The following is a 26,853-nucleotide window of genomic DNA, read 5'->3' on the forward strand; positions in this document are numbered from 1 at the left end:
GAAACGCCCGACATGGAACCCCAACGCGAAGCCATAAAAACCGACGTATTGATCATAGGCGCAGGCCCCGTCGGCCTGTTCGCCGCCTTCGAGGCCGGCGTGATCGGCCTCACGTGCCAGATCGTCGATACCCTCGGGCGCATCGGCGGGCAGTGCATCGAGCTCTATCCCGACAAGCCCATCTACGACATTCCCGCGATTCCGTCATGCACCGCGCGCGAGCTCGTCGATCGCCTGCTGGAGCAGATCCGCCCCTTCGACGTGCCCATTCATCTTGATCAACGCGTGCAATCCGTCGGGCAGCGCGAAGACGATCATCGCTGGACGATCGAAACCGAAAACGGCATGACGTTCGATGCCGCCGCGATCCTCATCGCCGCGGGCAACGGCGCCTTCGTGCCGCAGCGCCTGCAATTGCCGGAAGCGGCCGCGCTCGAAGACAAGGCCGTGCACTACAGCGTGTCGCGCGCGGCGGATTTCGCGGGCAAGGAGATCATCGTCGCGGGCGGCGGCGACTCCGCGCTCGACTGGGCGCTCGCGTTGAAGGACATCGCGAAAAAGCTCACGCTCGTGCATCGGCGCAACGGCTTTTCGGCGGCGGCGAACTCGGTGGCGACGATGAAGCGCGCAGTCGAAGCCGGCGAGATCGAGTTCGTCGTCGGCATGATTGAATCGCTCGATGCGCCCGATGGCGTCCTGCGCGGCGCGCGCATCAAGCAAGTGGAAGGCGCGACGGATATCCGCGTGGACAAGATCGTCGCGCTCTACGGCCTCGTCTCGGAACTGGGACCGATCGCGACATGGAATCTCGACGTGCGCGGCGGGCGCATCGAAGTGGATACGTCGAACTATGAATCGTCGCGGCCCGGCATTTTCGCGGTCGGCGATATCGCGAACTATCCGAACAAGCAGAAGCTCATCCTGTCGGGCTTTCACGAGGCATCGCTCGCGCTGCGCAAGGCCTATGCGTATGCGTATCCCGAGAAAAAGCGCGTGCACGTGCATTCGAGTTACGACGCCAAGCTCGCCGAGCGTGTGAACGCCGCGCACGCCGCCGACGGCGCCGACGGCGCATAAGCCAGGCGTGATCGCACGCCTCATCGCGTGGCTGTTGCTGGCGTCGCTCGCCGGCGCGATCGCGTTCGGCTATGCGGTGTATTCGAAGCGCATCGCCGTGCCGGAACGCTACGATCCGTTCGCGCCGCTCGACGTGCGCGCGCCGCAAGGTCCGCTCACCCGCCTCAAGCTATGGCGCGCGATGCACGATGCGAAACTGTGCGACGCGGCGCTCGCGCGTTCCGGGCTCGTCTATCGCGCCATGGCCGATGCGACCGGGCAGGGCGGCTGTGAGTTGAACGACGTGGTGCGCATCACGCAGTCAGAGGACCTGCGCTTCAGTTCGCCGTTTCTCGCGACATGCCCGCTCGCGCTCGGCCTCGCGTATTTCGAGCATCAGTATCTTCAGACCGCGGCGCTCGAAACCTTCGGCGCACGCGTCACGCGCATCGAGCACGTGGGCAGCTATGCGTGCCGCAACGTCAATCACCAGCAGGACGCGGCGCTGAGCCAGCACGCGAGCGCGAACGCGATCGACCTGACGGGCTTTGTGCTCGATGACGGACGACGCATCACGCTGGCGCGCTGGGACGATGCATCGTCGCTCGACGGACAGTTCCTGCGACGCGTCCACGAAGGCGCGTGCCGTTCGTTCGACACGACGCTGGGCCCCGACTACAACGCGCTTCACAAAACGCACTTTCATGTCGACATGGGCCCATACCGCGTCTGCCGCTGAATCACGCGTGATGATGCGCCGGATTGCGGCACGTCGAATGATCGTGAGGCTGATCGTTCCACGCCGAGCCGAGAATGATGCTGCAGAAGTTCAGGCGCTTGTAGTTCGGGTCCTTCAGCGCGAGCACATCGGCTTTGACGTTGCCGAACGTCGACAAGGGCTTGTTTTGCGTGCCTTTGGCGAACGCATCGATGATGCTCTCCTTGAAGTTCGCCTCGCGCGGATGCGCGGCCACCACGAGGCGGCGCTGATCCGCGCTGAACTCGTCGTAGGCGAGGCCGAGCACGTCCATCTCGACGCCCGCCGTGACCAGCGCGACCACCGGCTTTTTGTACTGCGGAATGCCGGGCGTCGTATGCAGCGCGATCGCGTCCCATACCTGCTCGATCTCGACTTCGCCGATGCCATGCTGGCGCAGGAAATCGCGCGCGGCGTTCGCGCCATCGACCTCGAAGCGATCGTGCGCGCTGCTATAGGCTTCGGTCAGCCCCATGTCGTGGAACATCGCGCCGATATACAGCAGCTCCGGGTCGTACTGCAATTGCTTGCGCTCGCCCGCGAGCGCGCCGAACAGGAAGACGCGGCGCGAATGGTGATAGAGCAGGTCGGGCTCGGTGTCGCGCACGAGTTGCGTGGCTTCGCGCGCGAGTTGACTGTCGGGAATCCTGATGCCTGCAATGATTTCGCTCATGAGTATGGCTCCGTAATGTTGATCGGTGGATCGGGCGTCCGGAGACGCGAATGCCTGTGCGTTGCTAAAATCGCGCAGCGCGTCGGATGCTTATCAGTCTCGTCAAAACGCCCTGGCAGCTCAATCGGAACGACGCGTCGAAGCCTGCCAAGCGCACGCCGTCTCCTGCCACGCGAGCCCAACACGGACATTCACGCCGATGCGCACAGTTGCAATCGCAATCTTTCAGGGCGTGCAGGCGCTCGATGTCGCCGGTCCCGTCGATGTCTTCGCGGAAGCGAACGGTTTCATCGCTGCGTCGGAGGCCTACGAGATCGCACTCGTCGGGCCTGAGGAGCGCATCGTGCGCGCATCCAACGGCACGCGGCTCGTCGCGGACCTGAGCTTCGACGAAGCCAGCGCGCGCTACGGCACGGCGCTCGTCGCGGGCGGCCCGACTCTTCCCGTCGATGCGCCCGATCCGCGCCTGAACGCGTGGCTCACCGATATCGCGTCGCGCTGCGCCCGCTATGGCTCGATCTGCACGGGCGCGTTCGCGCTCGGTCACGCGGGCCTGCTCGACGACCGCGACGTGACCACGCACTGGCAGGACGCGCCGCGTCTCGCCGAACGCTTTCCGCGCGCGCGCGTCGAACTGGACCGCATCTACATGCGCGATGGCAATCTCGTCACGTCGGCGGGCGTGACGGCGGGCATCGACGTGGCGCTCGCGCTCGTCGCCGAGGATCACGGCGCGCAGGTCGCGCTCGCGGTGGCGAAGCGCCTTGTGGTGTTTGCGCAGCGGCGCGGCGGCCAGTCGCAGTTCAGCCCGTACCTCAGCGCGCCCGCCGATGAAACCTCGCCGGTCGCGAAGGTGCAGGCCTACGTGATGGAGCACATCGGCGAACGGCTCTCGGTGGCGCGGCTGGCGGGCGTCGCCGGCATGAGCGAGCGCAATTTCGCGCGCGCCTTCGTGCAACTCGCGCAGATGACGCCGCATGAATTCGTCGAACGTGCGCGCGTCGACGCGGCCCGAAACATGCTCGAAAGTAGCGACACGCCGTTGAAAACCGTCGCGTTCGACTGCGGCTTCGGCACGGCGGACCGCATGCGGCTCGTGTTCGCGCGGCGGCTCGGCGTGTCGCCGAACGACTATCGGCTGAGTTTTCGCACCCGCTTTACGAAGTGACCGGAGCGCTCGCGCGCCGACGCATCACGGCGGGTTCGCTAAAATTCAAGATGAACGCGGCACGTGCGGCAGTGCGCGCGCCGCAGAATCCACCCTCGACATATCGGAACAGCGAATGACGAAACAACAGACCGCCATGCAGGATCCCTACGAACGACGCGCGTTGCTGCTGCATCTGGGCGATGTGCTGGAGACGGTGTTTTGCCTGAGCCAATGCGCCGATGAATACGCGAGCATCGGCGAGGCGGTAAAGGGCAACGATGCGCTCGCGGGCTTCACGCTGCTCGGCTTCGTCGACGAGAAGATGACGCCGCGCGATTTCATCCGTCGCGCGTCGGGCGCGTTTTTCGTCTGGCCGAAAGGTTTGCTCGACGAAACGCTGAATCGCCCGATGCTCGCGAACACGGTCAAGCACGATCTCTTCGCGGACAACGCGACGGGCTGGGACGCGTACAGGACAGAGCGGCAGCGCGACGTGCCGTGGTTCGGCGAAGATCTTCCCGAAAGCGCGCAAAGCGCGGCGCCCGCGCACGAAGCCGAGACGCCTGCGCCTGCGGCCAAGCCGGGCAAGAAGTCACGCTATGCAACGTGGCCGTGGCCCGACAAACCAGCCGGGGCGTAACCGGCGGCGCTACTGCTTCTTGCTCATGCCGCTCGCGCCCGCATCGAAGCCGAGTCCGTTCGGCCGGTCGGGCTTCGCGCCCTTGCCCGCCGACGTTTCGCCCGGCCGTGTCTTCAACGCATCGCTCGCGTTGGCCGCCGCCGCGGCGGGCGGCGTGACGTTCTTCTCCGAGTACGCGGGCGTGCTGTCGTATTCGAGCTTGTTCGGTTTTTGCGGCGCTTGCTGAGCGCTGGCCACGACGGCGAGCGTGCCGCCGAGCAGGATCGCCGCCATGCGCCCGAGTGCGCCGGATGTGCCGAATGCGCCAAGTTTGGGTCTCATCGGTTGCCTCCCATTTGTTCTGCACTTTCCCCTTGATTTAGCAAGGCGCGGACCCGCATTCGGACGGCTTGCGTACACGTTGCTTGTCGGCGCGCAAGCTCGCGGCATGCGAGTGTGCACGCGCACGGACGGCTTGACTGCCATCAAAGGCGGCATGCAACGCGGCCGGGACAATTCTCGTTTTTAACGTGGGAACGATAGAAATGAGAAAAGGTCTCGGGGCAATCGTGATGGCGTGCGCGGCGTTGTTCGCAGGCGCGGCGCAGGCAGCGGGCGAGGTATCGCCGGGCGGTTCGATGGACGGCATCCACGCGGGCGACGTGCTCGTGCGGCTGCGCGCGATCAGCATTCAGCCCGACGTGTCGGCGGGCGGTGCGCTGGGCACGCTCGGCGTCGGCGTGAACAATGCGATCGTGCCTGAGCTCGACTTCACGTACATGTTCACCGATCAGATCGGCGCGGAGCTGATTCTCGCGACATCGCGGCACCAGGTCACGTCGAACATCGGCGGACTCGGCGGCGTGGGCGTGCTGCCGCCGACGCTGCTCCTGCAATACCACTTCAATCACGCGGGCCGCGTGCGTCCGTACGTGGGCGCGGGTCTGAACTACACGTACTTCTACAACGACAAGCTGAAGGCCGGCGACACGCCGGTGTCGATCAAACGCAGCAGTTTCGGGCCGGCGCTGCAAGTCGGCGTCGACGTGCAGGTGGCGAAGAATCTCTTCGTCAACGCGGATTTGAAGAAGATCTGGATGCGCACGAGCGCTTCGGCCGAAGGCACGGATCTCGGCTCGCTGAAGATCGATCCGTGGGTGATCGGCGTGGGCGTCGGCATGAAGTTCTGACGCGCGGCTTCGGTCTTCCCGCGTGTGCGCGAGGCCGCGCTTCGTCTGAAAAATGGCGGAAGATGCCGGTGCTTCTGGCGTGGACGGTTGTGCGGTCGCGGTATCCTTGACAGCAGGCCCGGCGCAGGCCCGCGCCGTTCGCACATAGCTAAGCGGCGCGGCCTGCAACGACAAATAACACCGCATCGGGGAACTGCAAGCCAATGAGACCTTCCACTTACGCGGGAATCGCCTTGCTCGCGGCGTGTGGCGCCGCCTTCGCGCAGCAGCCGCTCACCGTGCCGGGACGCAGCCAGAGTTCGTGGCAGCAATCGGTCGATAACGCCGCCTGCTACGGCTACGCCAATCAGACGACGAAAGTGAACATGGCGCGCGAGCCGCAGACCGCGCCGCGCGATGCACCGCGCGAAACGCGTGTGCTCACGCCGCCGCGTCCGGTCGAGCCGCCGTTGCCCGCGCTCGCTTCGGGTGCGCATGGGGCTTCCGCCGCCGTGCCGGCGTCGGCGGCCATTGCGGCGTCGGGCGCACCGGCGGCGACGGTCGCAGGCGCTTCCGCGCCGCGCGACGCATCGTCGGCGATGCCGACACTGCCGGCATCGATTGCGGCCGGCGCGTCCGGCGCCTCCGACGCCATCTACGGCGGCGACATGAAGATGCCGCCGCTGCCGCCGCCCGAACCGCCGATGACGCGCTACTGGCGCGCCTATAGCGACTGCATGTCGAACCGCGGCTACTTCGTGCGATAAATCACCGGGGTCGCGGGAGACGACGCATGAACCCTCAGCCGGTCCACGAAGGCGGTTGCGCATGCGGCGCGGTGCGGGTGCGTGTGACGGGCGAGCCCAAGGAAGTGAACCTGTGCCACTGCATGACGTGCCGGCGCATTCACGGCGCGCCGTTCGGCGTCTACGCGATCTTTCCGCGCGCCGCGTTCGCGGTATCGGGCGACACCGTCGCGTGGCAAAGCTCGGCGACGGGCAGGCGGCATCATTGCCCGGCTTGCGGTTCGCCCGTTTATCTGGCGTTCGATGGCGTCGATGAGATCGAAGTGCCGACCGGCATCTTCGATGAAACCGGGCTGTATCCGCCGCAGTACGAAATCTGGTGCAAGAGCGCCGAGCCGTGGCACGACGCACAAGGGCGGCCGCGCTATGCACGCGGCGCGCCCTGACTAGACCCTCAGCACTCGACGATCGCCTTCACGACGCCCGCCTTCGGATCGAGCAGCGACGCGAACTGTTCCGGCACGCCGGAAAGCGTCAGACGATGCGTGTTGAGCGCATCGGTCGGCACTTCGCCCTTTCGCATGGCGGCGAGCACCGTCTCGAAGTCTTCGGGCGTCGCGTTGCGGCTCGCGAGCAGCGTGGCTTCGCGCTTGTGAAACTCGGGATCGGCGAACGAGATGCGATCCGGCACGATCGATACCAGCACATACTTCCCGCCGTGCGCGATGAACTCGAAGCCGCGTTCCATCGCGCGTGAATTGCCGGTCGCGTCGAAGACGACATCGAAAAATTCGCCGTTCGTCAGCTTCGACAATTCCTCTTTGTCATGCTCGCCGATCTGCACGGTCGCGTCCGCCTTCAGTTCGCGCTGGCAGAACGCGAGGCGGTCTTCGCGCGTGTCGAGCGCGGTGACGTTCGCGCCGCGCAGCCGCGAGAAGGTGATGGCCGCCATGCCGATCGGACCGGCGCCGACGACCAGCACGCGCTGTCCCGGCTGCACGTCCGCGCGGCGCACGGCGTGCGCGCCGATCGCGAGGAATTCGACCATCGCGGCCTGATCGAGCGTGACGCCCTCGGCCTTGTGCACGAACTGCGCGGGCAAGTTCAGATATTCGGTGAACGCGCCGTCGCGATGCACGCCGAGCACCTGGATGTTCACGCAGCAATTGGTCTTGCCCTGACGGCATGCAATGCACTTGCCGCACGAAAGATAGGGCATCACGTAGACGGTGTCGCCCGCTTTCAGGCCGCTCGCCGGGTCGGCTTCCTCGATCACGCCGGAGAGTTCGTGGCCCATCACGCGCGGATACGACAGATACGGCTGATTGCCGGTGAAGATGTGCAGGTCCGTGCCGCACACGCCGACGCGCTTCACGCGCAGCAGCACTTCGTTTTCGCCGCGCTGCGGTTTCTCGCGCTGTTCGGCTTTCAGGGTTCCGGGCGTTTCGCAAATGACGGTCAGCATGCTCTTGTCTCTTGATGTCTTTGGAGTGGGGCGAACCACAATCTAACGATGCGCGTCCATTTGGTCAAGCCAATTTCATTAGCGTGAAAGTGGTAAGGCCAGCGGCGCGGCCGGTTTCGCCTTATATTCCGATGACGAGCGCGCCGACGCGCGAAAGGAATGGCACGTGCAGCAGCTTCATGAATTCGTCGAACGGTATCCGCGGCTTTTCGTGCTGTCGGGTGCGGGCATCAGCACGGAATCGGGCATTCCCTGTTATCGCGACCGCGAGGGCCAGCGCACCGGCCGCGCGCCGATCCTGCTGAAGGATTTTCTCGGCTCCGACTATGCGCGGCAGCGCTACTGGGCGCGCAGCCTGATCGGCTGGCCGGTCGTCGACAAGGCCCGCCCGAACGCCGCGCATCACGCGTTGCGGGCGCTGGCGGCGCGCTCGCGGGTGCATCGGCTGGTCACGCAGAACGTCGATGGATTGCACACGCGCGCGGGCAATCCCGATGTGATCGAACTGCACGGCAATATCGGGCGCGTACGCTGCATCGAATGCGGCGAGCGGCACACGCGCGCGGCGGTGCAGCGCATGCTGGAGGCGGCGAATCCGGATTTTGTCGGCCACACGGCGCCGGCGGTGCCGGACGGCGACGCGCAGATCGAAGACCTCGACTTCGCCGCCTTCGATGTGCCCGGCTGCACGCGCTGCGGCGGCGTGCTCAAGCCCGACGTGGTCTTCTTCGGCGAGAGCGTGCCGCGCGCGCTCGTCGACGACGCGGCGCATTCGCTCGCAGCCGCCGACGCGATGCTCGTCGTCGGCTCCTCGCTGATGGTGTATTCGGGCTATCGCTTCTGCGAATGGGCGGCGAAGAGCGGCAAGCCGATCGCCGCGATCAACATCGGCAAGACGCGCGCCGACGCGCTCCTCGCGCTGAAGATCGAAGCGCCGTGCTCCGAGGCGCTCGAACGCCTGATCGAGCGCCTCGACGCGCGCTGACGCCTACTTCGATTCGCGCGCCAGCGTTTCGATGCCTTCGAGCAAACGCGCGGCGTCGGCCATCGTCGAGAACAGCGCGGGCGTCACGCGCACGACTTCGCCCGCGTCGGGACCGGGACGCGTCACGGTGAACACGCCGAAGCGGTCGCGCAACGCGGCGACGATCGCATCGCAAGCCGCTTTGGTCGCGCGCCCGTTGAGCCGGAATGCGGTGATGCCCGCGGTCATCGAGGCATCCGCGGGCGTCATGATCTGCACGCCGGGCAGCGCACGCGCCGGCTCCGCCCAGGCGTCGCGCAGTGCCCGCAGACGCGCTTCCTTCGCCTTCGCACCGATGCGCAGATGCACGTCGAGCGCGGCCGGCAACGTGAACCACGCGGCGAAGTTCGGCGAGCCGGTGTGCACGCGCGCGCGGATATCGTCGGCGGGCCAGGAGCGGTCGCCGAAATACGGATCGATCGACGCGACATGGCCGCGTTGGATATAGATCGCGCCGCAGCCGAGCGGCGCGCCGATCCACTTGTGCAGATTCAGCGCGGCGAACGGCGCGTTCAGGTCGGGCACGTCGAAATCGAGCTGGCCCCAGGAGTGCGCCGCATCGACGATCACGTCCGCGCCTGCGTCCCGCGCCATCGCCGAGATTTCGGATACCGGCAGCACGAGGCCCGTCGCGAAGCACACGTGTGAAAGCAGCATGAGCCGCGCGCGCGGATGCTCGCGCAAAGCTTTCGCGTAGGTATCGAGAACCGCTTCGCGCGTCGCGGGCTCGGGTATCACGATGCGTACGGGCGTCACGCCGCGCCGCTCGCGCAGCCATTCCATCGCGTCCTTGCCGCACGGGTAGTCGAGATCGCTGTAAAGCACGGTGTCGCCCGGCGCGAGACGGTTGTAGCCGCTGATGAGCGCGAGCAGCGCTTCGGTCGCGTTGCGCGTCAGCTCGATTTCCTCGACCGCGCAGCCCATCGCGGCGGCGAGGCGCTCGCGCAAGCCCTGATACAGCGGCATCAGATGCGGCCGGATGAACAGCGTCGTCTCGTGGTTCACGCGCTCAGTCCAGTGATGAAACATCGCCTTGACCGGCTCGGTCATCGCGCCCCAGAAGCCGTTCTCCAGATTGATCAGCGCGTCGGAGTGGCGCCACAGGCGGCGCACGGCGTGCCAGTAGGTGTCGTCGGCGGCAAGGTTCGCCGTGGGCGTGGACGGCAGCGCGGCGAGCGCGGCTTCGAATTCGGGCGTGCGGAAGTCGAGGGAATCGGGCATCGGAACTCTTGGGTTGGGAAGAAAAGCGAGCACGAGCGTTCAGTATCGCCGATCGCGCATGCAAGTAGGCGATTACCGGACTGCGTCGGTCGTTCCGACCGCCGTGCATGGACAAAATGCGGACCGGATGCATCTTTTACCCTTCAGACGGAAGACGCTGCCGCCGTAATCAGCAGGAAGAGCGTTGCGCCCGAAGCAGAGCAAACGTTCGCTCGCGCGGAGTGGGATGCCGCGCGCGGCGAGCGATGACGCCGTTTATCCGCGAGAACGGACACTGAGAGAGAACCCACAACATGAACCTCAAGAACATCACGATCAAAAACAAGTTGATCGCAGGTTTCGGCATCCTGGCTGTACTGGTCGTGCTGGTGGCAGGCATGTCGCTGCGCGCGCTGTCCGACGCAACGGCGGGTTTCGCCGATTACGTCAACGGCATCAACGCGCGGGCCGACGTCGCCGCGCAGATCCGCACGGCCGTGGATCGCCGCGCGATCGCCGCGCGCAATCTCGTGCTCGTCACGAAGCCCGCCGATGTCGAACTGGAAAAGGCCGAAGTCACGCGGGCGCACGAGGACGTGCAGACGCGGCTCAAGCGCTTGCAGGACATGATCGCCGCCGCGACCGATACGAGCGAGAAGGCGAAGAGCCTCGTCGCGGAAATGGCGCGCGTCGAGGCGCTGTACGGGCCGGTGGCGACGGATATCGTCGCCACCGTGCTCGCGGGCCGGCACGAAGAGGCCGTCGTCAAGCTCGACGATCAGTGCCGGCCGCTGCTCACGCAACTCGTGAAGGCCACGGACGATTACGCGACCTACACCGCCACGCGCCGCGAAGAGATCGTGCGCGCGGACGAGGCCGGCTATCGCGTGCAGCGCAACCTGCTGATCGCGCTGTGCGCGGTTTCGACGTTTTTCGCGATCGGCGCGGGCATCACGATCACGCGTTCGATCACGACGCCGATCGGCGAGGCGGTCGGCATCGCGCAGACGGTAGCGCGCGGCGATCTGACGAGCCGCATCGTCGCCGACACGAAGGACGAAACCGGCGACCTGCTGCGCGCGCTCGCCACCATGAACGCGCGCCTCACCGAAACCGTCGCCCGCGTGCGCGAAAGCAGCGGCGCGGTGGGCGGGGCGGCGAAGGAACTCGCCTCGGGCAACACCGACCTGAGCCAGCGCACCGAAGAGCAGGCCGCCTCGCTGCAGCAGACGGCGGCGAGCATGGAAGAACTCACGTCCACGGTGCGTCAGAACGCGGAGAACGCGCAGCAGGCGAGCACGCTGGCGTCGAATGCATCGGATATCGCGCGAAAGGGCAGCGATGTCGTTGGCCGCGTGGTCGAAACGATGAACGGCATCAGCCACAGTTCCGACAAGATCGCGGACATCACCGGGATCATCGAAGGCATCGCGTTCCAGACCAATATTCTCGCGCTCAACGCGGCGGTGGAAGCCGCGCGCGCGGGCGAGCAGGGACGCGGTTTCGCGGTCGTGGCGAGCGAAGTGCGCAGCCTCGCGCAGCGTTCCTCGACGGCGGCGAAGGAGATCAAGGAGCTGATCGCGGCGTCGGTCGATAAGGTGCGCGACGGCTCCGTGCTCGTGGACGAAGCGGGCACGACGATGGCCGAAGTCACGCAGGCCGTCGCGCGCGTGACGGACATCATGCAGGAGATCGCGGCGGCGTCGGCGGAGCAGGGACGCGGCATCGAGCAGGTGAATCAGGCGATCACGCAGATGGACGAAGTCACGCAGCAGAACGCCGCGCTCGTCGAGGAGGCGGCGGCCGCGGCCACGTCGCTCGAAGATCAGGGGCGCAGGCTCAACGAAGCGGTGGCGTTTTTCACGGTGGAAGGCGCACCGGCTGCGTTCAAGCCGAACGCGCCTCGTGCGGCGCGCGCGCCAGTCGCGAAGCCCGCGCCGCGCGCTGCCGCGAAAGTTGCCGCAGCGAGGCCGGCGGCGACAGCAACGGCAGCCGCCGACGACGGCTGGAGCACGTTCTGACGCCTCAGGCGTTGACGTCCACGATCACGCGCCCCTTGATCTCGCCGCGCAAAAGACGCGCGGCGGCCTCGGGCGCGTCGGCGAGCGGGATCGTCGTCGCGACGCTTTCGATGGTCGCGACCGGCACTTCGTCGGCGATCGCATTCCATGCGGCGATGCGCCGTGCGCGCGGCACGTAGACGCTGTCCACGCCCAGCAATGCGACGCCGCGCAGAATGAACGGCGCGACCGTCGCCGGCAGATCCATGCCTTGCGCGAGGCCGCACGCGGCGACCGCGCCGCCGTAGCGCAGGCTCGCGCAGACATTGGCGAGCGTGTGGCTGCCGACGCAATCGACGGCTGCGGCCCATCGTTCCTTTTGCAGCGGCTTGCCCGGCTCCGACAGCGTCGCGCGCTCGACGATATCCGCCGCGCCCAGTTCGCGCAGGCGCGCCGCTTCCTCGGGACGTCCGGTGGACGCGATCACGCGATAGCCGCGCCTCGCCAGAATCGCGACCGCGAAGCTGCCGACGCCGCCGTTCGCGCCGGTCACGAGCACGTCGCCGTCTTGCGCCGCCACGCCGTGCTTTTCCAGCGCCTGCACGCACAGCATTGCGGTATAGCCCGCGGTGCCGACCGCCATCGCCTGGCGCGTCGTGATGTTCGCGGGCAGCGCGATCAGATGATCGCCCGGCACGCGCGCCTTCTGCGCGAGCCCGCCCCAATGCGTTTCGCCCGCGCCCCAGCCGTTGAGCACGACCTTGTCGCCGGGCTTGTAGTCCGGATGCGAACTCGCTTCGACGACGCCCGCGAAGTCGATGCCGGGCACCATCGGCCATTGACGCACGACCGGGCCCTTGCCCGTGATCGCGAGTCCGTCCTTGTAATTGAGCGTGGAGAATTCGACGCGCACGAGCACGTCGCCGTTACCCGACGATGCAAGGCTGGCTTCGTCGATCGACCGAATGGACGCGACGGTGCGCTCGTCCTGTTTGTCGAGCATGAGGGCGTTGAACATCGGGGGCTCCGGTTGACGGCAGACGGCGAGGCGGCGCGCGGCCGCCTCGCCGTGACACTACGACGTCATGACGCTATGACGCTATGAGACCAAGCATCAATGATGCTCGTATTCGGCGCGCGGCTTGGGCGTGGTCTTCACCTTGTTGTACTGAAACTCGGGCAGCGCCTTGATCGCGTCCTTGGTCGCGCCCGCGAGCACGAACTGGCCGTTCTTCACGTCGAGTTGCTCGATGGGAATGGCCACGTCGTGACGCGCCACGCCGAGGAACTTGTTCGCCGCGATGATCGCGAACGAAACCGACTTGTCCGGCGCGACGATGATGTCGTTGATCACGCCGACGCGCTGACCCTGTTCGTTCACGACCGGCTTATTGAGGACGGACTTCTTGACGCTCCAGCCGTCGATGATGGCGGTCGAGACTTCGACCGACACGCCGAGCGGCTGGCTTCCCGCAACCTGGGCGAACGATGCCGTGGAAGTCAGGCCGAGTGCCGACGATGCAACGAGCAGTGCCACGAGTTTCGATTTCATTGGTTCGATTCCTCAAAGGATTGGGCAAAGCGGTTCTATGGAATGCGCGTTTCGATTTTTCAGCGCGGTAGAAGTTTGACCGCTAATCGGGGTTTTTGCAGCAACGGTGTAAGGTCGCGCCGCGCGCGCACCGGAATAGTGCGAACGTGCGCGCGCGATGAAAGGTTTTCAGCCAGCGATGCGCTTGAGCGCGTCGGCCTTGTGCACGGCGCGCTTGCCGCTCTTGTCGCTTTCGACTTCGAAGTGCGGATCGTCGCGCGAGGCGTTGACGGTGTGGCCGTCGAGCGTCGTGCGTTCGGTGACGATGCGCACGATGCGGCCTGTGGTCTCGCCTTGCGGCGTGTTCCAGCGGACGTGATCGTGCAGCTTGAAGGACTGGCTCATGGCGTCGGGCTCCTCGCGAAACTTGGGTGTTTCGGGCAGCGCAACGGCCATGCCCGTCATGCGAGGCGGGCGAGCGTCGCGTCGTCGGCGTGGCCGTCGAAATAGCGGCGCAGGGCTTCGTCGAAGACGGCTGGGTCGTCGGCGACGTGGGCGAAGAGCGTCATCGACGAATGGAATTTCAGGTCGTCCGGATAGCCGAAAATCTGCTCGACACCGCGTCCCTGCACGCCGTTGACGATGCGCGTCAGCTCGACGAGCCGCGCGCCGAGCACCGGATGCGCGAGATAGGCGCGGGCTTCGTCGCGCGACGAAATGGCGTAATGCTGTGCCATCGCGCTGTGCCCGAGGCCGGCGATCTGCGGAAAGACGAACCACATCCAGTGCGTGCGTTTGCGGCCGGCGGAAAGCTCGGCGCGGACATCGTCGATGACGCTGGCCTGCGCATCGACGAAACGCTGAAGGTCGTGGGGATCGCTCATGATGGGCTCCTTACGGGATCGCATCGGCGATGCGCTGTCTCATCGTGGCATCGGGATAGATGCCGATGCCCGCGTGCGCGTTGTCGATCATGTATTCGGGCCGTCCCGTGCCGGGAATCACGCAGGTGACGGCGGGGTGGCCCAGCACGAATTTGAGCAGGAGCTGTGCCCACGAGGTGCAGCCGAGCGTCTGCGCGAACGCGGGCAGCGGGCGGTTGCGCAGGCTTGCGAGCAGCGAGCCGCCGCCGAAGGGCTGGTTGACGATCACCGCGACGCCGCGTTCGGCTGCGAGCGGCAGGAGGCGCGCTTCGGCGTCGCGGTCGTTGGCGGCGTAGTTGATCTGCACGAAGTCGATGCGCTCCGAGCGCAGCACCGCTTCGACCTGGGCAAACGCGCTCGACGTGTAGTGCGTGATACCGATGTAGCGGATTTTCCCGGTGGCTTTCCAGTCGCGCAGGGTGGCGAGGTGCGTGCGCCAGTCGAGCAGGTTGTGGATCTGCATCAGGTCGATGCGATCGGTTTGCCACAAGCGCATCGATTGCTCCATCTGCGCGATGCCGGCTGCGCGTCCATCGATCCAGACCTTGGTGGCGATGAACGCCTTGTTCCGCGTGTTCGATTCGGCGAGCAGCGCGCCCGCGACGGCTTCGGACGAGCCGTACATCGGCGATGAATCGATCACCGAGCCGCCGGCCGCGAAGAGCGCGCGCAGGACACCGGCGAGTTCGCGGCGGCGGGCTAAGTCGTCGCCGGCGTCGAAGGTGCGCCAGGTGCCGCAGCCGACGATGGGCAGCTTTTCGCCCGTCGAGGGGATGGGGCGGGTGAGCATGGGCTGTGTTTCAGCGGCGCGGGGCGCGCGGGCGAGGTGCGTCGCGAGGGCTGTGGCGGTGGCCGTGCGGAGGAAGTGGCGGCGGGTGGGCATGGGTCGTAGTATGCCTTTCATTAGCGCACGAATGCACGCCGGGTCTCCTCGCGAAACGCCGAAGCAACGACTCGTCCGACAGTCGCTTGAACGGAGGAAACGTCCAATAGTAACGTGGTCCGGCGAAGCATTGCTTTTCGGCCTCAAGCCATAGACAGGCAGTAACGTGGATCAATAGAATATCTGCAAATTGAAGACGATCTTGCTGACCGGAAAAAGCACTACGAATACCGTTATGCCACTGAAACCAAAGCCAGACGTAAATAGCCCGCGAAGAAGATTTCTCAATGTGCGGGCGGCGATCCGAACGATGCGGGTTTCGTGCGACATGGACGACTGGACTCGGCGGCATTTAAGCTGAGCAGGCTCGTGTCGTCGCGGGTGCATTCGATTCGCCCCCGCACGTCCGATATTTTTGGATTTCTTGTTCGCATTCCTTGGTTGCATGTCAGCCTCGCATGAAACATCTGATATTCGGTCGATTTTTCAACTGGTGTTTGAAAGAACAGCGCGGTTGATCATAGCGGCGTTGAAGTTGATTGGATAGATTAAATGTCCTAAATAAAATGGGACTTTAATCAGCTAGTTTATAAATTTGGATGCCTTTTGTCCTATTTAAAATCGCGCTGGATAGAAAGCGCAAAAAGATGACAAGAAGCTGTCATCTCGCTATTCAGGCAAGGGGTAGTCGAGTTTGATCGACGTGCGCTAGTCGATTGGGAGAATGAGTCGAGGTGTTTGGATCGCCGAAACACCTCGATTGTCTCCGTCGAATACGGAGGATGTGAGTACCGATTGCGTTCGTTCTGACACCTGGTCGGTCTATCTCCGAATGTTTCGGAGGATGCGCACTACGAGCCGGAGGCAGCTCCGGCCGAGACGTTAGCACTAAAACTCCGAAAGGGGAATCGCAATCCGTGCGTCGGTGCAGCCGGCCCTGGTTATGAGTAGCGGCTACGGATGAGTTTGACGACAGTTCCTTTTGCCTCATCAAAGCATCAGCGGGGCTTTTTGCCTTGGGGAAATGGCAGTCAACAATAAATGACAGTTATTCAGATTCCAAGCGCTATGTGGGGGGTATAACTTCACGGTTAAAACCGGCAATGCACTACCGATGTGACTGCGATTGATCGCGCCGAGCGATACATGAGCTACAACGCATTGCTGAACAACAACCGTCCAACATGACTCAGCACCCGTCGATTACCGTACCCATTGCGCTGTCACAGACTCAAAGCGCCGCGATAACCCTGCCCTGGTTCGTGCAGCGGACTGAATATGGGCCTGAGCAGGCCACATACAAGCCACTTGTGAACGGCCACGATGCGTTCGGCGCGCTCTACGAGGCCATCGACAAGGCCAAACTCCATCAGCAGTACGATGCCAACCTCGACGCGAGCAAGACGGTCCTACCCGAACAGGTTCCGGGACTCAAGGTTCACGTCTGCTCGCTGGTTGCGCCGGATTCGCCAGCGGGTAGTCCTTGGGTGCCAGTCTATGTGCACAGCAAGATCATGATTATCGATGACGTGTTCCTTACGCACGGTTCGGCCAATGTCAACCGGCGCAGTATGGAAGTGGATAGTGAACTGAATATCTGTCATGAGAGGATGGATGTGACGCAGCCGTTGCGCAGGCGGTTGTGGGATATGCACACGGATGGACGAGGTGCGCAGGATGATCCTGATATTGCAGCAAAGACTTGGGAGGACATCGTTAAGCGGAATTCACGAAACCAGTCAGGCAATCTATCGCCTATCGCTTCACTCATCGGTTTCATGTGGACTGGCAAGAGCCGTTTGCGGCTGGACTGAACGATGAAACACAACACAGCCATTGCAATCTGTCTGACGTTTGCGCTTTGCGCCTGCTCGGATAAGGACAATCCAATGCCGACTCAAACCGAAATGAGCGCCATGCGCGCGAAACTAGCCTTTACCTGCGCTCACGAAACCGACCACCTGCCGCCGCTCGATCCGCAGGCCGATATGCTTTTCCAGTATGCTCTGTTCATCGAAAAGAAACCCGGTCCCGAGGACTTTAATGCAGCGGCCCGCTACTATCGAATCGCCGCCACATATGGTCATTACAAGGCCAACCATAACCTGCAACTGCTGGTGTCTACTGGACAGGCGTCGTCTCCTCATGCGGCCACGGAAACGATTGACCTGGCCGAACAGTTGATCGCTGCCGGCATCCCTGGTGGCTACTACGACATGGGGCATTACCTCGAACTCGGCTATGGCGTGAAGCAGGATGAGAAGAAGGCGCGGATTTATTTCCGCAAGGCTGCGGACCTGGGCAGTCCAGAGGCACAAGCCTACGTTGCAAAATTGCTTGAACCTAAAGATCGCGCTCCTGAAATCGCTCGCCAAATGCGGCAATGTGCGACTGATCAAGGTAATCGTGATGCAGCGAATGAGCTAGGCATTGATTTGATGACAGACAAACTCTATTCCGAGGCTGTTAATGTTTTTCAGACGGGAGTGGCTGCAGGTGACGTGACATCTGCGTCGTTCCTCCAGAATGGCTTTAACACTCAACCATCCGACAGACTCTATTACATTGGGCAATCTAACGACCCCGAACGCTCACGCCGATACGAGGTAATCTGGAAATTCCTGAACGACCATGACGGCCTCAATCCCAAGGTGCCCGATATCGACCAGATCGTGCCGCTACCGCCCGCGAAGCTGCCCGAGTGGGACGGCACATTCCAGTGGCAAAAGCAGCAAGACACAGCCGTGCCACCGCAAAAGCCGTCCGATGAGCTGGTAAATCGCTTGGCGAAGGAGAAGAAGCTCGATCCGTCGACTGGCTTGCCGCTCTCGCCTCAGCAACGCAGCGCACTCGAACCCAAGGTGCCACTGGGCCAGACCGTGCGCGCGTTCGAGGCGTGCCCACAAGCAGGCGTGTGGCAAGCCTGCTCGCCTTCAGGCTATGTCGCAACACCGGCAACGCGCACTTTCCATAAAGGCGAGAAGTTGCCACTACTCGACGTAGAGCAACCACGTGCATTCGCACTGCTCGACAACATGTTGGGCGCTCGCCGCATGCACACGGACGGCTTCTGGCGGTTAGTTTCCTACACCGATGACAGATTCACAGCATGATGCGGACAGTCGCGTGAGGTTAAGCGTAAAGCCTACCGCCAACTCGTCAGACGCGGGTCCGGTGGCTCTGGGGTGCGCTGCACGATATGCCGGAACGCGGGTTCTTCGTGGAAGGTGAACCCGTCCGCGTGCGGCGCATCCCCGCGCCGGTAACTTGCCAGCGCGCCGCGCGAAATGCCCAACACGCGGCAGGCATCCAGCAGCGAGACGAACGCCCGCCCGGATTTGTGGGGTATACATGGGTTACCTCGCAACGCTCAATGCTTCCTCAACACCACCTCACGCCGAAACCCCCTGAACCGCTCCCGCCGATGCTCCTCGTCGAAGTGCGCCTTCGCCGGCTTCACGAGATCGCTGCGCGACACGATGCCGACGAGCTTCAGCGACTGCTTGTCCGTGACCACCGGCAGGCGCTCCAGCTCATGCACCGCGAGGCGCGTCGCGGCGAGACGGCATGGCTCGCCCGGCAGCGCGAACGCTGGTGCGCCATGGTTCGAGCGCTGCAAGGCATCGCCGACCGTCAGGCCCGCCTCATCCGCCGCCGACGCCCCGATCAACGCGCCCAGCGACGCCCGGTCGAGCATGCCGGCCAGCACGCCATCACGCACCACGGGATACGCGCGATGCACCTGTTGCGGCCCGAAGTGCTTCGCGAGCACATCCGCGAGCGGCGTGGCGGCATCGATCGTCAGCACGTCGCGGGTCATGACTTCATCGACGTGATGGCGCTCCAGCGGGTCCACGCCGTATTCGCGATAGATGTGATACCCGCGCCGCGCGATTTTCTCAGTCATGATCGAGCGCTTCATCACGACGGTCGCGAAGCCGTGCGCGACGAGCGTCGCGGCGAGCAGCGGCAAGAGCGCGTTGGCGTCGTGCGTGAGACCGAACGCGAAAACGATCGCGGTGAGCGGCGCACCGAGCGTCGCGCCGAGCGTCGCCGCCATGCAGACGAGCGGCCACAGTGCGGCGTCGTGTCCCGGCAGGACCGCGCCGAGCACGGTGCCGAGGCCCGCGCCGAGCATCAACAGCGGCGCGAGCACGCCGCCCGACGTGCCCGAGGCCAGCGCCACGACCCAGATGATCGCCTTCACGGCGAGGATCGACAGCGCGACGGAAATCGCGATGTGCTGATGCAGCAGGTCGCCGATCACGTCATAGCCGACGCCGAGCGCGCGCGGCTCCAGATATCCGCCGATGCCGACAAACACCGCGCCGAGCGCCGGCCACCACATCCAGTGGATCGGCAGCTTGTGGAACAGGTCTTCGAGCTTGTAGAGCGCCGCCGACAGCCCCGACGCCAGCGCGCCCGACAGCAGACCCGCGACGAGGCACGACAGCAGCGAGATCATGTGCGGCGGCTCGGTCTGGAGCGGAAAGAGCGCTTCGGTGCCGAACACCGCCGCGCGCGCGAAGCCCGCGACCGCGCACGCAAGCGCCACCGGCAAAAAGCTGCGCGGCCGCCATTCGAACAGCAGCAATTCGACCGCGAGCAGCACCGCCGCGACCGGCGTGCCGAACACCGCCGTCATGCCCGCCGCCGCGCCCGCGACGAGCAGCGTCTTGCGCTCCGCCGCCGTCACGTCGATGCATTGCGCGATCAGCGAGCCGAGCGCGCCGCCCGTCATGATGATCGGGCCTTCCGCCCCGAACGGCCCGCCGCTGCCGATCACGATGCCCGACGAAAGCGGTTTCAGAATCGCCACTTTCGGCGACATGCGGCTCTTGCCGAACAAAATCGCTTCGATGGCTTCGGGAATGCCGTGACCGCGAATCTTGTCCGAACCGAAGCGCGCCATCATGCCGACGATCAGGCCGCCGATCACCGGAATCGCAATGACCCAGGCCCCGAGCGTATTGAGGGCGGGCGAGCGGTCCGCGATCGAGAACGTGCCGAAGAAGAACAGGTTCGTGAACAGATGGATGAGCGCGAGGAGCACGACGGCCGCGAGCGTCGCGATCGCGCCGATAACGGCGGCGAGCCCGCAGATTTTCAGGAGCCGGTCGTTGACCGAAAAGTCCCGTTTGTGATGGTCCATGTCGTGTGCTCCCGGAGATTCAAACGTCGATTGATTCAAAGATCGATTTGCGGCACGCGGAACGCGCCTTCGAGCGACTTCAGTTCCGCGCGATGCAGCGCTGCGAGGCGTTCGAGCACTTCTTCGCCGCGCGCCTCGAGATACACGTGCACCTGACGCCGGTCCTCGACGCTCTGCGCGCGGCGCACGAGCCCGGCCGCCTCGCAGCGCGTCACCAGCGCCACGACGCCGTGGTGATGCGACTGCATGCGCTCCGCCAGTTCGCCAACGGTCGCCCAGTCGCGGCCCGGATAGCCCTTGATATGCAAAAGCAGCAGGTATTGCAGCCGCGTGATGCCTTCGTCCTGCGCGGCGCGTTCGGAAAAGCGCTCGAAACGCCGCATCTGATAGCGGAATTCGGACAACTGCTCGAAGTCCGGCTTGTTGAGATGACGTGGTTCGTTCATGGATTCCGGTTTCCTGCGACGCGGCTCACGCGCTCTTGCGCTCGCCCGCGAACGATTGTCGATAAAGGCCCGAAATCAGGTCGGTCTCGGTGATCATCCCGACAAGCTGATCGTGCGGGCCGATCACGGGGATATGGTGGTGCCCGAAGTGCGCGAACATCGGCACGAGTTCGGCGATCGGCGTCTCGGTCCGAACGGTGCAGACATCCGTCGTCATGAGCGCGGCGACGAGCGGCGGCGTCGTCGAGGGGCCGCGCAGCAGCTTTTCGATGGCGTGCTTCACGCCTTCCGTGATGCCGCCGCCGCGCACGGGCGCGAGGTCCGCGCGCGTGACGATGCCCTGCACGCGGCGCGTCGCATCGATCACCGGGAGCGCCTTCACGCGATGCCGGTCGATGAGCGCGAGCGCCGCCTGCGCGCTCGTATCCGGGCTCACCGAGACGATCGCGCGCGACATGATGTCGGCGCAGGTGAACTCGGTGAAGCGGCGCGCATACGCCTGCAACTGGGTTTCGCGCAGCAGCGTTTCGAGATCGTCCGGATCGACGTCGAGCATTTCGCTGCGTCGCGCGAGCACGGCCTCGAGATCGGCGCGCGTGAAGGACGACGCATCCGGCGGCGCGCTCGCGGGCTTCGGTGCGGCATGACCGTGCGGATAGCGGTGCCCGGTCAGCGCATGAAACACGATCGCGGAGCCGAGCAACGCCACCGACTGAATCGCGACGGGCGCGAGCACGAAGCCGTAGCCGAGCGCGTGAACCGACGGCCCGCCGAGCACCGCCGTCAGCGCGACCGCGCCCGAGGGCGGGTGCACGCAGCGCAGCGCGAACATCGCGCAGATGGCGAGACACGCGGCGAGCGCGGCGGCATCGACGGGATCGTGGACGAACATCGCGCAGGTGACGCCGACCGTCGCCGAGACGATATTGCCGCCGATGATCGACCACGGCTGCGCGAGCGGGCTCGCCGGGACCGCGAACAGCAGCACGGCGGAAGCGCCCATCGGCGCGATCAGAAACGGAATCGCGGACGCGTCGCCGATCAGCAGATGCGCGATGCCGCCCGTCAGCGCAATGCCGATCAGCGCGCCGACGCCCGCGCGCAGGCGCTCGGACCAGCGCAGCGTGACGGGGGCGGGAAGAAAGCCATGCAGCCAGCGAAGCAAAGCGGATCGCGACACGTTTTCAGTGTTCCCGGAAAAGTCAGTGGACATACACAACACTGGCTGCCCGGGTCGATGACGCGAAAGCGAGCGTGCGTAAAACACGAAATTCTATCGCAACATGATACAAATTGTCGCGTGCGTTGTTTCGCGGCGTGTACGATGAGCTATCCCTCGCGCCTCTGCCCATCACGCTCGACATGGTTCGCTGCCTCGTTCTTCTCGCCGGATTTTGCGTGTGGACCGGCGTCATGGCCGCGCCGGACGACGATCCCTCGACCATCGTCAGCGACGACCACGCGTTCGTCGTCGCGGCGGATGGCTCGCTCACCGAAGACGACACCACCGTGCTGCGCGCGAACACGTCCGCGGGCGTCGACGAGATCGCGCAGCGCTACGTCTGGTACGACAGGAGCGTGTCGAACGTGGAGATCGTCGAGGCGTATTCCGTCGATGCGAACGGCGCGCGCCACGACGTCACGCCCGACCAGATCCGCGACATTCAGGAGCCGCGCTCGGCGGGCGCGCCGACGTTTCAGGACGCAAAACTGCGCGCGGTGATCTTTCCGGCGGTCGGCATCGGATCGACGGTGCATCTGCGCTTTCGCAAAAGCCAGGCGGCGGCGGTGATTCCGGGGCAGTTCAACTATTTCGTCGATCCGGGGCAGCGGCCCGTGCTGCAACAGCGGCTCGTCTTCGATCTGCCCGCCGGCAAGCCGCTGTACGCCGACGCGCGCGGCTATGTCGCCGAGCCGCCCGTCACGGAAAACGGCCGCACGCGCTATGCGTTCGCTTACCGGCGCGAGCGGATCGCGCGCATCGAAGGCGGCTCGGTGGGCTACGCGCAGTATGGCGATCGTCTGATGGTGTCGACGTTTCCCGATTACGCGGCCTTCGCGGCGAGTTATCGCGACGCCGCCATCGATGCGGGCGCGAGCGATCCCGCCATCCGCGCGCTCGCGCAATCGCTCACGAAAAACGACCCGGACGATCGCGCGAAAGCGAAAACGCTCTACGACTGGGTGCGCCGCAACATCCGCTATGTCGCGATGTTCATCGGCCAGAGTCCGGCCGCGCCGCATCGCGTGATGGAGGTGCTGGCGAACCGCTACGGCGATTGCAAGGATCACGTCGCGCTCTACGGCGCGTTGCTCGATGCCGTCGGCATTCGCAACGAGCCGGCGCTGATCGGTCTGGGCGCGGTGTATACGCTGCCGTCGGTGCCGGGGTACGGATCGGGCGCGATCAATCATGTGATCACGTGGCTGCCGGACCTGAACATGTATGCCGACAGCACGGCGTCGAGCGTCGAGTTCGGCTTTCTGCCGCTCGCGGACATGGACCGGCCCGCGCTGCTCGTGAATGCCGGCGCGCTGTCGCGCACGCCGGCGACGCAGCCGCTCGCGCGCACGGTGCGCCTGCAGATCGAAGTCGCGCCGGAGGGCGAGGCGAACTTTGCGTACTGGGTCGAGGATTCGGGATGGAGCGCGGAAATCGAGCGCATCACCTTGCGCCTCGCGAACACGCAGCGGCGCGATCAGATCGCGGCGGACCGGCTGCGCTTCACGAATCTGCGCGGCGCGGGCGCGCTGACGACGAGCGACGTCGATGCAACCAGCGGCCCGTTCGCGACGACGCTGCGCGGCACGCTCGACGACATCGTCTGGCCGACGGGCACGACGGCGCTGCCCGCGCTCACGAGCCTCTCGGGCGGCATCGCCACGACGACGCGCAACTGGCTCGCCGAGCGCACGCGCACGCAGCCGTATCTATGCATCGGCGGCAGCTTCGACGAGGTGTCGCAGATCACGCTGCCCAAAGCGATGCGCGTGACCGAAGTGCCCGACGACGTGGACCTGACGAACGATGTCTTCCGCTATCGCGCGCGCTATGTCTTCGATCCGGCGACAAACGTGATTCAGATTTCGCGCACGCTGCGGGCGCATTTCGGCCGGCAGGTCTGCACGCCGGACGATTTTCAGGCGGCGCTGCCCGCGCTCAGGAAGATCGAGCGCGACACGCAGGCGCAGATCATCGTCAAGGCGGCGGGACGATGACGCGCGCGCCCGCTGTCACTACTCCATGTCGCGCGCGACGCGAAAGCCGTTTTGCGACTGCCGCACGCTGGAGCTGTATTTGAAGCGCGTCGCCGACTGCATGTAGGTCGAGCCTTCGCGCCACGAGCCGCCGCGAATCACGCGCACGGAGCACGAGGGGTCGTCCCACGCGCGGCCATCGGCGGGTGCGTTCTTGTACGAGCTGTGCCAGCAGTCGGCGACCCATTCCCAGACGCTGCCGTTCATGTCGTAGAGGCCATACGGATTCGCCGCGAACGACCCGACCGGCGTCGGCGCTTCGGGCTTGTACGGATCGCCGCAATCCTTGCAGTCCGCGTTGCCCTTTTTCATCTGGTCGCCCCACCAGTAGGTCGATTGCGTGCCGCCGCGCGCCGCATATTCCCATTCCGCTTCCGTCGGCAGCCGATACGCCTTGCCGCCCACCTTGCTCAGCCATTTGACGTAGACCTGCGCGTCGTCCCAGCTGACGTTGCGCATCGGCGCGTTGCCGGCCGGGGGCGTCGAACCGTCGCCGTCCAGCGCGATGCGCGTGCATGCGCCCGCATCGGCGCACGCGTTCCATTGCTCGACCGTCACTTCGTATTTGCCGATGGCGAACGGATGCCCGATCGATACGCGATGCGGCGGCTTCTCGGCGGGATCGTCGTTGTTGCTGCCCATCGTGAAGCTGCCGGCCGACAGCGGGATCAGCACGGGGCACGACGGGCAATCCTTGACTTCGCCGCCGCTCGCCGTCTTCGCGGCGGGTTTGGCGTTGGCGGCGGCGGGCGCGGCGGGCGTCGCGGCCACGGGCGGCGCGCTCGGGCGCGGCTTTTCCGGCGCGGCGGCGGTGGCGGGCGTCGAGGGTGCGGACGGCGCGGGCTTGGGCGCCGGTGCGGCGGGCGTGGCGGTCGCCGCCGGGGGCGCCGCGGGGGTGGCCGGCTTCGCGCTCGCCGTGCCCGACGCCTTGAGACGCTCGATGCGCGCCTTGGCGAGCGCCGCGAAACGTCCGTTCGGATACGACTTCAGATACGCCTCGTAGTCGCCGGGATAGGTGCTGTCCTTGATCGAATCCCAGAAGGTCAGTTCGTACTGCTCGTTGCTGTCCTTCGGCAGGATGCCGCGCATGCGGATGGCGCTGGCCGATTCGGCCGATTCGATGGCGTGCGTGTCCGCATTCGCGATACGCAGGGTCTCCGGCGCATCGGCGATGGCAAAGGCCGCTTCGAGCGTCGATGCGATCCACGGACGCTGTGCGCCGTGCGAGCGATGCGCGACGTCGGCTGCCGCGGCCGTGAACGTTGCCGGCGTCACGGCGCGCTCTGCATCGAGCGCGCGCAGGAGCGCTGCCGTATAACGGCCGTTGCGCGCGTCTTCGGCGGCCGCGGCGCCGGGCGCGGCCGCATAGGCGACGAGCGTGCGCGGCGGCAGGTTCGAGATGCGCGCGGGCGTCTTTTCGAACGGCTCGTCGAGACACATGTCGAGCACGACAATATTTGCCGCGCCGGGACGCGCGCGCGTCATGCGCTCGACGATGTCCCGCGCCGAAAGCGCATCGCGCACGAGCGTGACGGGGCGGGCTTCGCGCGCGTCGAGCGGGACGAGCAGCGCGTCGCCGCCCGCCTGCACGCCGTGGCCGGCGAAGTAGACGAAGCTCGTATCGCCGGGGCCGAGACGCGCGGCGAAGGCATCGAGCGCGCGGCGCATCGCGGCTTCATCGAGATTCGTGAGACGCGTGACCTGAAAGCCGAGCGACAGCAGCGCGTCGCTCATATCGTCGGCATCGCGCGAGGCGCTTGCAAGCGGTTTATCGACATAATCTGCATTGCCGATCACGAGCGCGAAACGCTGTGATGCGTGTGCGTTCGTCGTGAACGATGAAGCGGGCGGCGTTGTGACCGCGGCCGCGCACGCTGGCGCGATCGCACCGGTCATCAGGAACACGCCCGCGAGAAGAAAAGTTCGCCACATATTCACACCCTGTCCGTCCGGCTTTGAGTGGATGGCATAGCGCTGCGTTCGCGCATGTTATGCCGAGGCTTCGGGGCGAGGTCCGCGCCCTCGATAGCCAGCATCAACGACACTTCAACTACAGCATTAACAACGATAGCACGCACTCACGCGGCGCTTAATCCCCTGAAAGGAGGTATCCGTCATCGGGGGCGAACGACCGTCGTGTGCACGTAGTTTTTTTAAACGTTACGTCCTAATCTAAAAGCCGAAGACGATGCGTTGCGCTGGCTGCATCGTGCGCCTTGCACGAGCGTTCGCGCGCGCAAGGATCGATTCCCGGGCCGTTCGCGAGGCCTTTCAACAAGAGGGGCGTGCATAACATGATGAGAAGAACCGTGCTTGGCGCGCTGGCTTCCCTGGCCGCGCTGGCCGCCGATTCGACGTTTTCCGCCGCCGCGCGCACGCGTACGCCCGCGCCGCCGAACGCCGAGGCGTACATCATCTGGCCGCCCGATGGCGCCGTGATCTCCGGCGGCAAGCTGTGGGTGCGAATGGGCTTGCGCAACATGGGCGTCTGTCCGAAGGGCGTCGATCTGCCGAACGTGGGTCATCACCATCTGCTCGTGGATACGGACCTGCCGCCGCTCGATCAGGAGATTCCGTCGGATCGCAATCACCTGCATTACGGTGCGGGCGAAACCGATGCGCGTCTCGAACTGCCGCCGGGAAAGCACACGCTGCAATTGCTGATGGGCGACTACAACCACGTCCCGCACGATCCGCCGGTCTACTCGAAGAAGATCACGATCACCGTTACATGAGCGAAAACCGCGTATTTGCAGAGGGCATACGACATGAAGAATCGATCCGCTGACGCGCTCGCGCTC

General features: G+C 65.1%; 25 protein-coding genes and 1 pseudogene. 13 read left to right on the top strand and 13 right to left on the bottom strand.

The genetic code is table 11. The features are described from left to right. Nucleotides 1-12: 12 nt before the first annotated feature. Nucleotides 13-1,077 (top strand): NAD(P)/FAD-dependent oxidoreductase, encoded by a 1,065-nt coding sequence (locus tag AWB70_RS16165; RefSeq protein WP_053569284.1) that lies wholly within the window; start codon nucleotides 13-15, stop codon nucleotides 1,075-1,077. Between the two features lie 7 nt (nucleotides 1,078-1,084). After that, on the top strand, nucleotides 1,085-1,795 hold the full coding sequence (locus tag AWB70_RS16170; RefSeq protein WP_041731649.1) for an extensin-like domain-containing protein: 711 nt from the start codon (nucleotides 1,085-1,087) through the stop codon (nucleotides 1,793-1,795). Nucleotide 1,796: 1 nt separating this feature from the next. Here the strand turns inward: AWB70_RS16170 and AWB70_RS16175 are convergent, their stop codons facing one another. Further along, nucleotides 1,797-2,486 carry an HD domain-containing protein gene (locus AWB70_RS16175; protein ID WP_014250756.1) on the bottom strand — a complete coding sequence of 230 codons (690 nt, stop codon included), beginning with the start codon at nucleotides 2,484-2,486 and terminating at the stop codon, nucleotides 1,797-1,799. Between the two features lie 199 nt (nucleotides 2,487-2,685). Here AWB70_RS16175 and AWB70_RS16180 point away from each other — a divergent pair, with 199 nt between their 5' ends. Together AWB70_RS16180 and AWB70_RS16185 are read left to right on the top strand one after the other, a co-directional pair. Next, nucleotides 2,686-3,654 carry a GlxA family transcriptional regulator gene (locus AWB70_RS16180; RefSeq protein ID WP_053569189.1) on the top strand — a complete coding sequence of 323 codons (969 nt, stop codon included), beginning with the start codon at nucleotides 2,686-2,688 and terminating at the stop codon, nucleotides 3,652-3,654. Between the two features lie 115 nt (nucleotides 3,655-3,769). Next, complete coding sequence (locus AWB70_RS16185) at nucleotides 3,770-4,276, top strand: hypothetical protein (RefSeq protein WP_235024267.1); 507 nt, start codon at nucleotides 3,770-3,772, stop codon at nucleotides 4,274-4,276. 9 nt (nucleotides 4,277-4,285) lie between these two features. Here the strand turns inward: AWB70_RS16185 and AWB70_RS16190 are convergent, their stop codons facing one another. Continuing rightward, the gene (locus tag AWB70_RS16190; protein ID WP_053569190.1) at nucleotides 4,286-4,597 is read right to left on the bottom strand and encodes a hypothetical protein; all 312 of its coding nucleotides are present in this window, start codon (nucleotides 4,595-4,597) and stop codon (nucleotides 4,286-4,288) included. A gap of 230 nt (nucleotides 4,598-4,827) precedes the next feature. Here AWB70_RS16190 and AWB70_RS16195 point away from each other — a divergent pair, with 230 nt between their 5' ends. The 3 genes from AWB70_RS16195 (at nucleotide 4,828) to AWB70_RS16205 (ending at nucleotide 6,616) form a co-directional block, all read left to right on the top strand. Beyond that, entirely contained in the window at nucleotides 4,828-5,445 is a 618-nt protein-coding gene (locus tag AWB70_RS16195; RefSeq protein ID WP_053569191.1) for an OmpW/AlkL family protein, read from the top strand. Nucleotides 5,446-5,648: 203 nt separating this feature from the next. Then, nucleotides 5,649-6,191, top strand: coding sequence for a hypothetical protein (locus tag AWB70_RS16200; RefSeq protein ID WP_014250760.1), 543 nt, complete (start codon nucleotides 5,649-5,651; stop codon nucleotides 6,189-6,191). Between the two features lie 26 nt (nucleotides 6,192-6,217). Continuing rightward, a complete protein-coding gene (locus AWB70_RS16205; RefSeq protein ID WP_053569192.1) occupies nucleotides 6,218-6,616 on the top strand; it encodes a GFA family protein in 399 nt (132 codons plus the stop codon). A gap of 8 nt (nucleotides 6,617-6,624) precedes the next feature. On the opposite strand, the gene AWB70_RS16210 is transcribed toward AWB70_RS16205, so the two are convergent. After that, on the bottom strand, nucleotides 6,625-7,635 hold the full coding sequence (locus AWB70_RS16210; protein WP_053569193.1) for a zinc-binding alcohol dehydrogenase family protein: 1,011 nt from the start codon (nucleotides 7,633-7,635) through the stop codon (nucleotides 6,625-6,627). A 127-nt stretch (nucleotides 7,636-7,762) separates the two neighbouring features. Here AWB70_RS16210 and AWB70_RS16215 point away from each other — a divergent pair. After that, nucleotides 7,763-8,620: pseudogene (locus AWB70_RS16215) on the top strand (NAD-dependent protein deacetylase); the annotation flags it as partial. A 3-nt stretch (nucleotides 8,621-8,623) separates the two neighbouring features. Here the strand turns inward: AWB70_RS16215 and AWB70_RS16220 are convergent. Beyond that, nucleotides 8,624-9,880: an aminotransferase class V-fold PLP-dependent enzyme gene (locus AWB70_RS16220; RefSeq protein WP_053569195.1), complete on the bottom strand. Its 1,257-nt coding sequence runs from the start codon at nucleotides 9,878-9,880 to the stop codon at nucleotides 8,624-8,626. 293 nt (nucleotides 9,881-10,173) lie between these two features. Here AWB70_RS16220 and AWB70_RS16225 point away from each other — a divergent pair, with 293 nt between their 5' ends. Beyond that, entirely contained in the window at nucleotides 10,174-11,880 is a 1,707-nt protein-coding gene (locus tag AWB70_RS16225) for a methyl-accepting chemotaxis protein (RefSeq protein WP_053569196.1), read from the top strand. Between the two features lie 4 nt (nucleotides 11,881-11,884). Here the strand turns inward: AWB70_RS16225 and acuI are convergent, their stop codons facing one another. The 5 genes from acuI to AWB70_RS16250 all read right to left on the bottom strand — a co-directional run bounded on the left by acuI (nucleotide 11,885) and on the right by AWB70_RS16250 (nucleotide 15,196). Then, nucleotides 11,885-12,877, bottom strand: a complete 993-nt coding sequence (acuI, locus tag AWB70_RS16230; RefSeq protein ID WP_053569197.1) for an acrylyl-CoA reductase (NADPH) — start codon at nucleotides 12,875-12,877, stop codon at nucleotides 11,885-11,887. A gap of 96 nt (nucleotides 12,878-12,973) precedes the next feature. Continuing rightward, nucleotides 12,974-13,411: a PRC-barrel domain containing protein gene (locus tag AWB70_RS16235; RefSeq protein ID WP_014250767.1), complete on the bottom strand. Its 438-nt coding sequence runs from the start codon at nucleotides 13,409-13,411 to the stop codon at nucleotides 12,974-12,976. A 168-nt stretch (nucleotides 13,412-13,579) separates the two neighbouring features. Further along, complete coding sequence (locus AWB70_RS16240) at nucleotides 13,580-13,795, bottom strand: hypervirulence associated TUDOR domain-containing protein (RefSeq protein ID WP_045455653.1); 216 nt, start codon at nucleotides 13,793-13,795, stop codon at nucleotides 13,580-13,582. 56 nt (nucleotides 13,796-13,851) lie between these two features. Continuing rightward, complete coding sequence (locus AWB70_RS16245; RefSeq protein ID WP_053569198.1) at nucleotides 13,852-14,274, bottom strand: DUF1810 domain-containing protein; 423 nt, start codon at nucleotides 14,272-14,274, stop codon at nucleotides 13,852-13,854. A 10-nt stretch (nucleotides 14,275-14,284) separates the two neighbouring features. Next, the gene (locus AWB70_RS16250) at nucleotides 14,285-15,196 is read right to left on the bottom strand and encodes an aldo/keto reductase (protein ID WP_053569199.1); all 912 of its coding nucleotides are present in this window, start codon (nucleotides 15,194-15,196) and stop codon (nucleotides 14,285-14,287) included. Nucleotides 15,197-16,380: 1,184 nt separating this feature from the next. On the opposite strand from AWB70_RS16250, the gene AWB70_RS39710 reads away from it, so the two are divergent. Continuing rightward, complete coding sequence (locus AWB70_RS39710) at nucleotides 16,381-17,010, top strand: phospholipase D-like domain-containing protein (RefSeq protein ID WP_053569200.1); 630 nt, start codon at nucleotides 16,381-16,383, stop codon at nucleotides 17,008-17,010. Nucleotides 17,011-17,013: 3 nt separating this feature from the next. After that, the gene (locus AWB70_RS16260; protein ID WP_075644258.1) at nucleotides 17,014-18,309 is read left to right on the top strand and encodes an SEL1-like repeat protein; all 1,296 of its coding nucleotides are present in this window, start codon (nucleotides 17,014-17,016) and stop codon (nucleotides 18,307-18,309) included. Between the two features lie 257 nt (nucleotides 18,310-18,566). On the opposite strand, the gene AWB70_RS16265 is transcribed toward AWB70_RS16260, so the two are convergent. Genes AWB70_RS16265 through AWB70_RS16275 form a run of 3 tightly spaced genes read right to left on the bottom strand, consistent with a single transcriptional unit; the run spans nucleotide 18,567 to nucleotide 21,974 of the window. Continuing rightward, complete coding sequence (locus tag AWB70_RS16265; RefSeq protein WP_053569202.1) at nucleotides 18,567-20,348, bottom strand: chloride channel protein; 1,782 nt, start codon at nucleotides 20,346-20,348, stop codon at nucleotides 18,567-18,569. Nucleotides 20,349-20,383: 35 nt separating this feature from the next. Next, the gene (locus AWB70_RS16270; protein ID WP_014250774.1) at nucleotides 20,384-20,794 is read right to left on the bottom strand and encodes a MarR family winged helix-turn-helix transcriptional regulator; all 411 of its coding nucleotides are present in this window, start codon (nucleotides 20,792-20,794) and stop codon (nucleotides 20,384-20,386) included. Between the two features lie 25 nt (nucleotides 20,795-20,819). Next, on the bottom strand, nucleotides 20,820-21,974 hold the full coding sequence (locus AWB70_RS16275; RefSeq protein WP_053569203.1) for an HPP family protein: 1,155 nt from the start codon (nucleotides 21,972-21,974) through the stop codon (nucleotides 20,820-20,822). 182 nt (nucleotides 21,975-22,156) lie between these two features. On the opposite strand from AWB70_RS16275, the gene AWB70_RS16280 reads away from it, so the two are divergent. Beyond that, nucleotides 22,157-24,013, top strand: coding sequence for a DUF3857 domain-containing transglutaminase family protein (locus AWB70_RS16280; RefSeq protein ID WP_053569286.1), 1,857 nt, complete (start codon nucleotides 22,157-22,159; stop codon nucleotides 24,011-24,013). An 18-nt stretch (nucleotides 24,014-24,031) separates the two neighbouring features. Here AWB70_RS16280 and AWB70_RS16285 read toward each other — a convergent pair whose 3' ends face one another. Beyond that, entirely contained in the window at nucleotides 24,032-25,984 is a 1,953-nt protein-coding gene (locus AWB70_RS16285; protein WP_053569204.1) for an SUMF1/EgtB/PvdO family nonheme iron enzyme, read from the bottom strand. 362 nt (nucleotides 25,985-26,346) lie between these two features. Here AWB70_RS16285 and AWB70_RS16290 point away from each other — a divergent pair, with 362 nt between their 5' ends. Then, nucleotides 26,347-26,787, top strand: coding sequence for a DUF4399 domain-containing protein (locus AWB70_RS16290; protein WP_041731661.1), 441 nt, complete (start codon nucleotides 26,347-26,349; stop codon nucleotides 26,785-26,787). Nucleotides 26,788-26,853: the final 66 nt, after the last annotated feature.

It is taken from the genome of Caballeronia cordobensis (assembly GCF_001544575.2).
GTDB lineage: Bacteria > Pseudomonadota > Gammaproteobacteria > Burkholderiales > Burkholderiaceae > Caballeronia > Caballeronia cordobensis.

What these genes read in the sequence shown, in the direction of transcription:
- AWB70_RS16165 (WP_053569284.1), top strand. Translation starts at nt 13, where the DNA reads ATGGAACCCCAACGCGAAGCCATAAAAACCGACGTATTGATCATAGGC.
- AWB70_RS16185 (WP_235024267.1), top strand. Translation starts at nt 3,770, where the DNA reads ATGACGAAACAACAGACCGCCATGCAGGATCCCTACGAACGACGCGCG.
- AWB70_RS16265 (WP_053569202.1), bottom strand. Translation starts at nt 20,348, where the DNA reads ATGGACCATCACAAACGGGACTTTTCGGTCAACGACCGGCTCCTGAAA.
- AWB70_RS16290 (WP_041731661.1), top strand. Translation starts at nt 26,347, where the DNA reads ATGATGAGAAGAACCGTGCTTGGCGCGCTGGCTTCCCTGGCCGCGCTG.
- acuI (WP_053569197.1), bottom strand. Translation starts at nt 12,877, where the DNA reads ATGTTCAACGCCCTCATGCTCGACAAACAGGACGAGCGCACCGTCGCG.
- AWB70_RS16270 (WP_014250774.1), bottom strand. Translation starts at nt 20,794, where the DNA reads ATGAACGAACCACGTCATCTCAACAAGCCGGACTTCGAGCAGTTGTCC.
- AWB70_RS16280 (WP_053569286.1), top strand. Translation starts at nt 22,157, where the DNA reads ATGGTTCGCTGCCTCGTTCTTCTCGCCGGATTTTGCGTGTGGACCGGC.
- AWB70_RS16285 (WP_053569204.1), bottom strand. Translation starts at nt 25,984, where the DNA reads ATGTGGCGAACTTTTCTTCTCGCGGGCGTGTTCCTGATGACCGGTGCG.
- AWB70_RS16235 (WP_014250767.1), bottom strand. Translation starts at nt 13,411, where the DNA reads ATGAAATCGAAACTCGTGGCACTGCTCGTTGCATCGTCGGCACTCGGC.
- AWB70_RS39710 (WP_053569200.1), top strand. Translation starts at nt 16,381, where the DNA reads ATGACTCAGCACCCGTCGATTACCGTACCCATTGCGCTGTCACAGACT.
- AWB70_RS16205 (WP_053569192.1), top strand. Translation starts at nt 6,218, where the DNA reads ATGAACCCTCAGCCGGTCCACGAAGGCGGTTGCGCATGCGGCGCGGTG.
- AWB70_RS16245 (WP_053569198.1), bottom strand. Translation starts at nt 14,274, where the DNA reads ATGAGCGATCCCCACGACCTTCAGCGTTTCGTCGATGCGCAGGCCAGC.
- AWB70_RS16260 (WP_075644258.1), top strand. Translation starts at nt 17,014, where the DNA reads ATGAAACACAACACAGCCATTGCAATCTGTCTGACGTTTGCGCTTTGC.
- AWB70_RS16175 (WP_014250756.1), bottom strand. Translation starts at nt 2,486, where the DNA reads ATGAGCGAAATCATTGCAGGCATCAGGATTCCCGACAGTCAACTCGCG.
- AWB70_RS16190 (WP_053569190.1), bottom strand. Translation starts at nt 4,597, where the DNA reads ATGAGACCCAAACTTGGCGCATTCGGCACATCCGGCGCACTCGGGCGC.
- AWB70_RS16210 (WP_053569193.1), bottom strand. Translation starts at nt 7,635, where the DNA reads ATGCTGACCGTCATTTGCGAAACGCCCGGAACCCTGAAAGCCGAACAG.
- AWB70_RS16195 (WP_053569191.1), top strand. Translation starts at nt 4,828, where the DNA reads ATGGCGTGCGCGGCGTTGTTCGCAGGCGCGGCGCAGGCAGCGGGCGAG.
- AWB70_RS16220 (WP_053569195.1), bottom strand. Translation starts at nt 9,880, where the DNA reads ATGCCCGATTCCCTCGACTTCCGCACGCCCGAATTCGAAGCCGCGCTC.
- AWB70_RS16225 (WP_053569196.1), top strand. Translation starts at nt 10,174, where the DNA reads ATGAACCTCAAGAACATCACGATCAAAAACAAGTTGATCGCAGGTTTC.
- AWB70_RS16200 (WP_014250760.1), top strand. Translation starts at nt 5,649, where the DNA reads ATGAGACCTTCCACTTACGCGGGAATCGCCTTGCTCGCGGCGTGTGGC.
- AWB70_RS16240 (WP_045455653.1), bottom strand. Translation starts at nt 13,795, where the DNA reads ATGAGCCAGTCCTTCAAGCTGCACGATCACGTCCGCTGGAACACGCCG.
- AWB70_RS16180 (WP_053569189.1), top strand. Translation starts at nt 2,686, where the DNA reads ATGCGCACAGTTGCAATCGCAATCTTTCAGGGCGTGCAGGCGCTCGAT.
- AWB70_RS16250 (WP_053569199.1), bottom strand. Translation starts at nt 15,196, where the DNA reads ATGCCCACCCGCCGCCACTTCCTCCGCACGGCCACCGCCACAGCCCTC.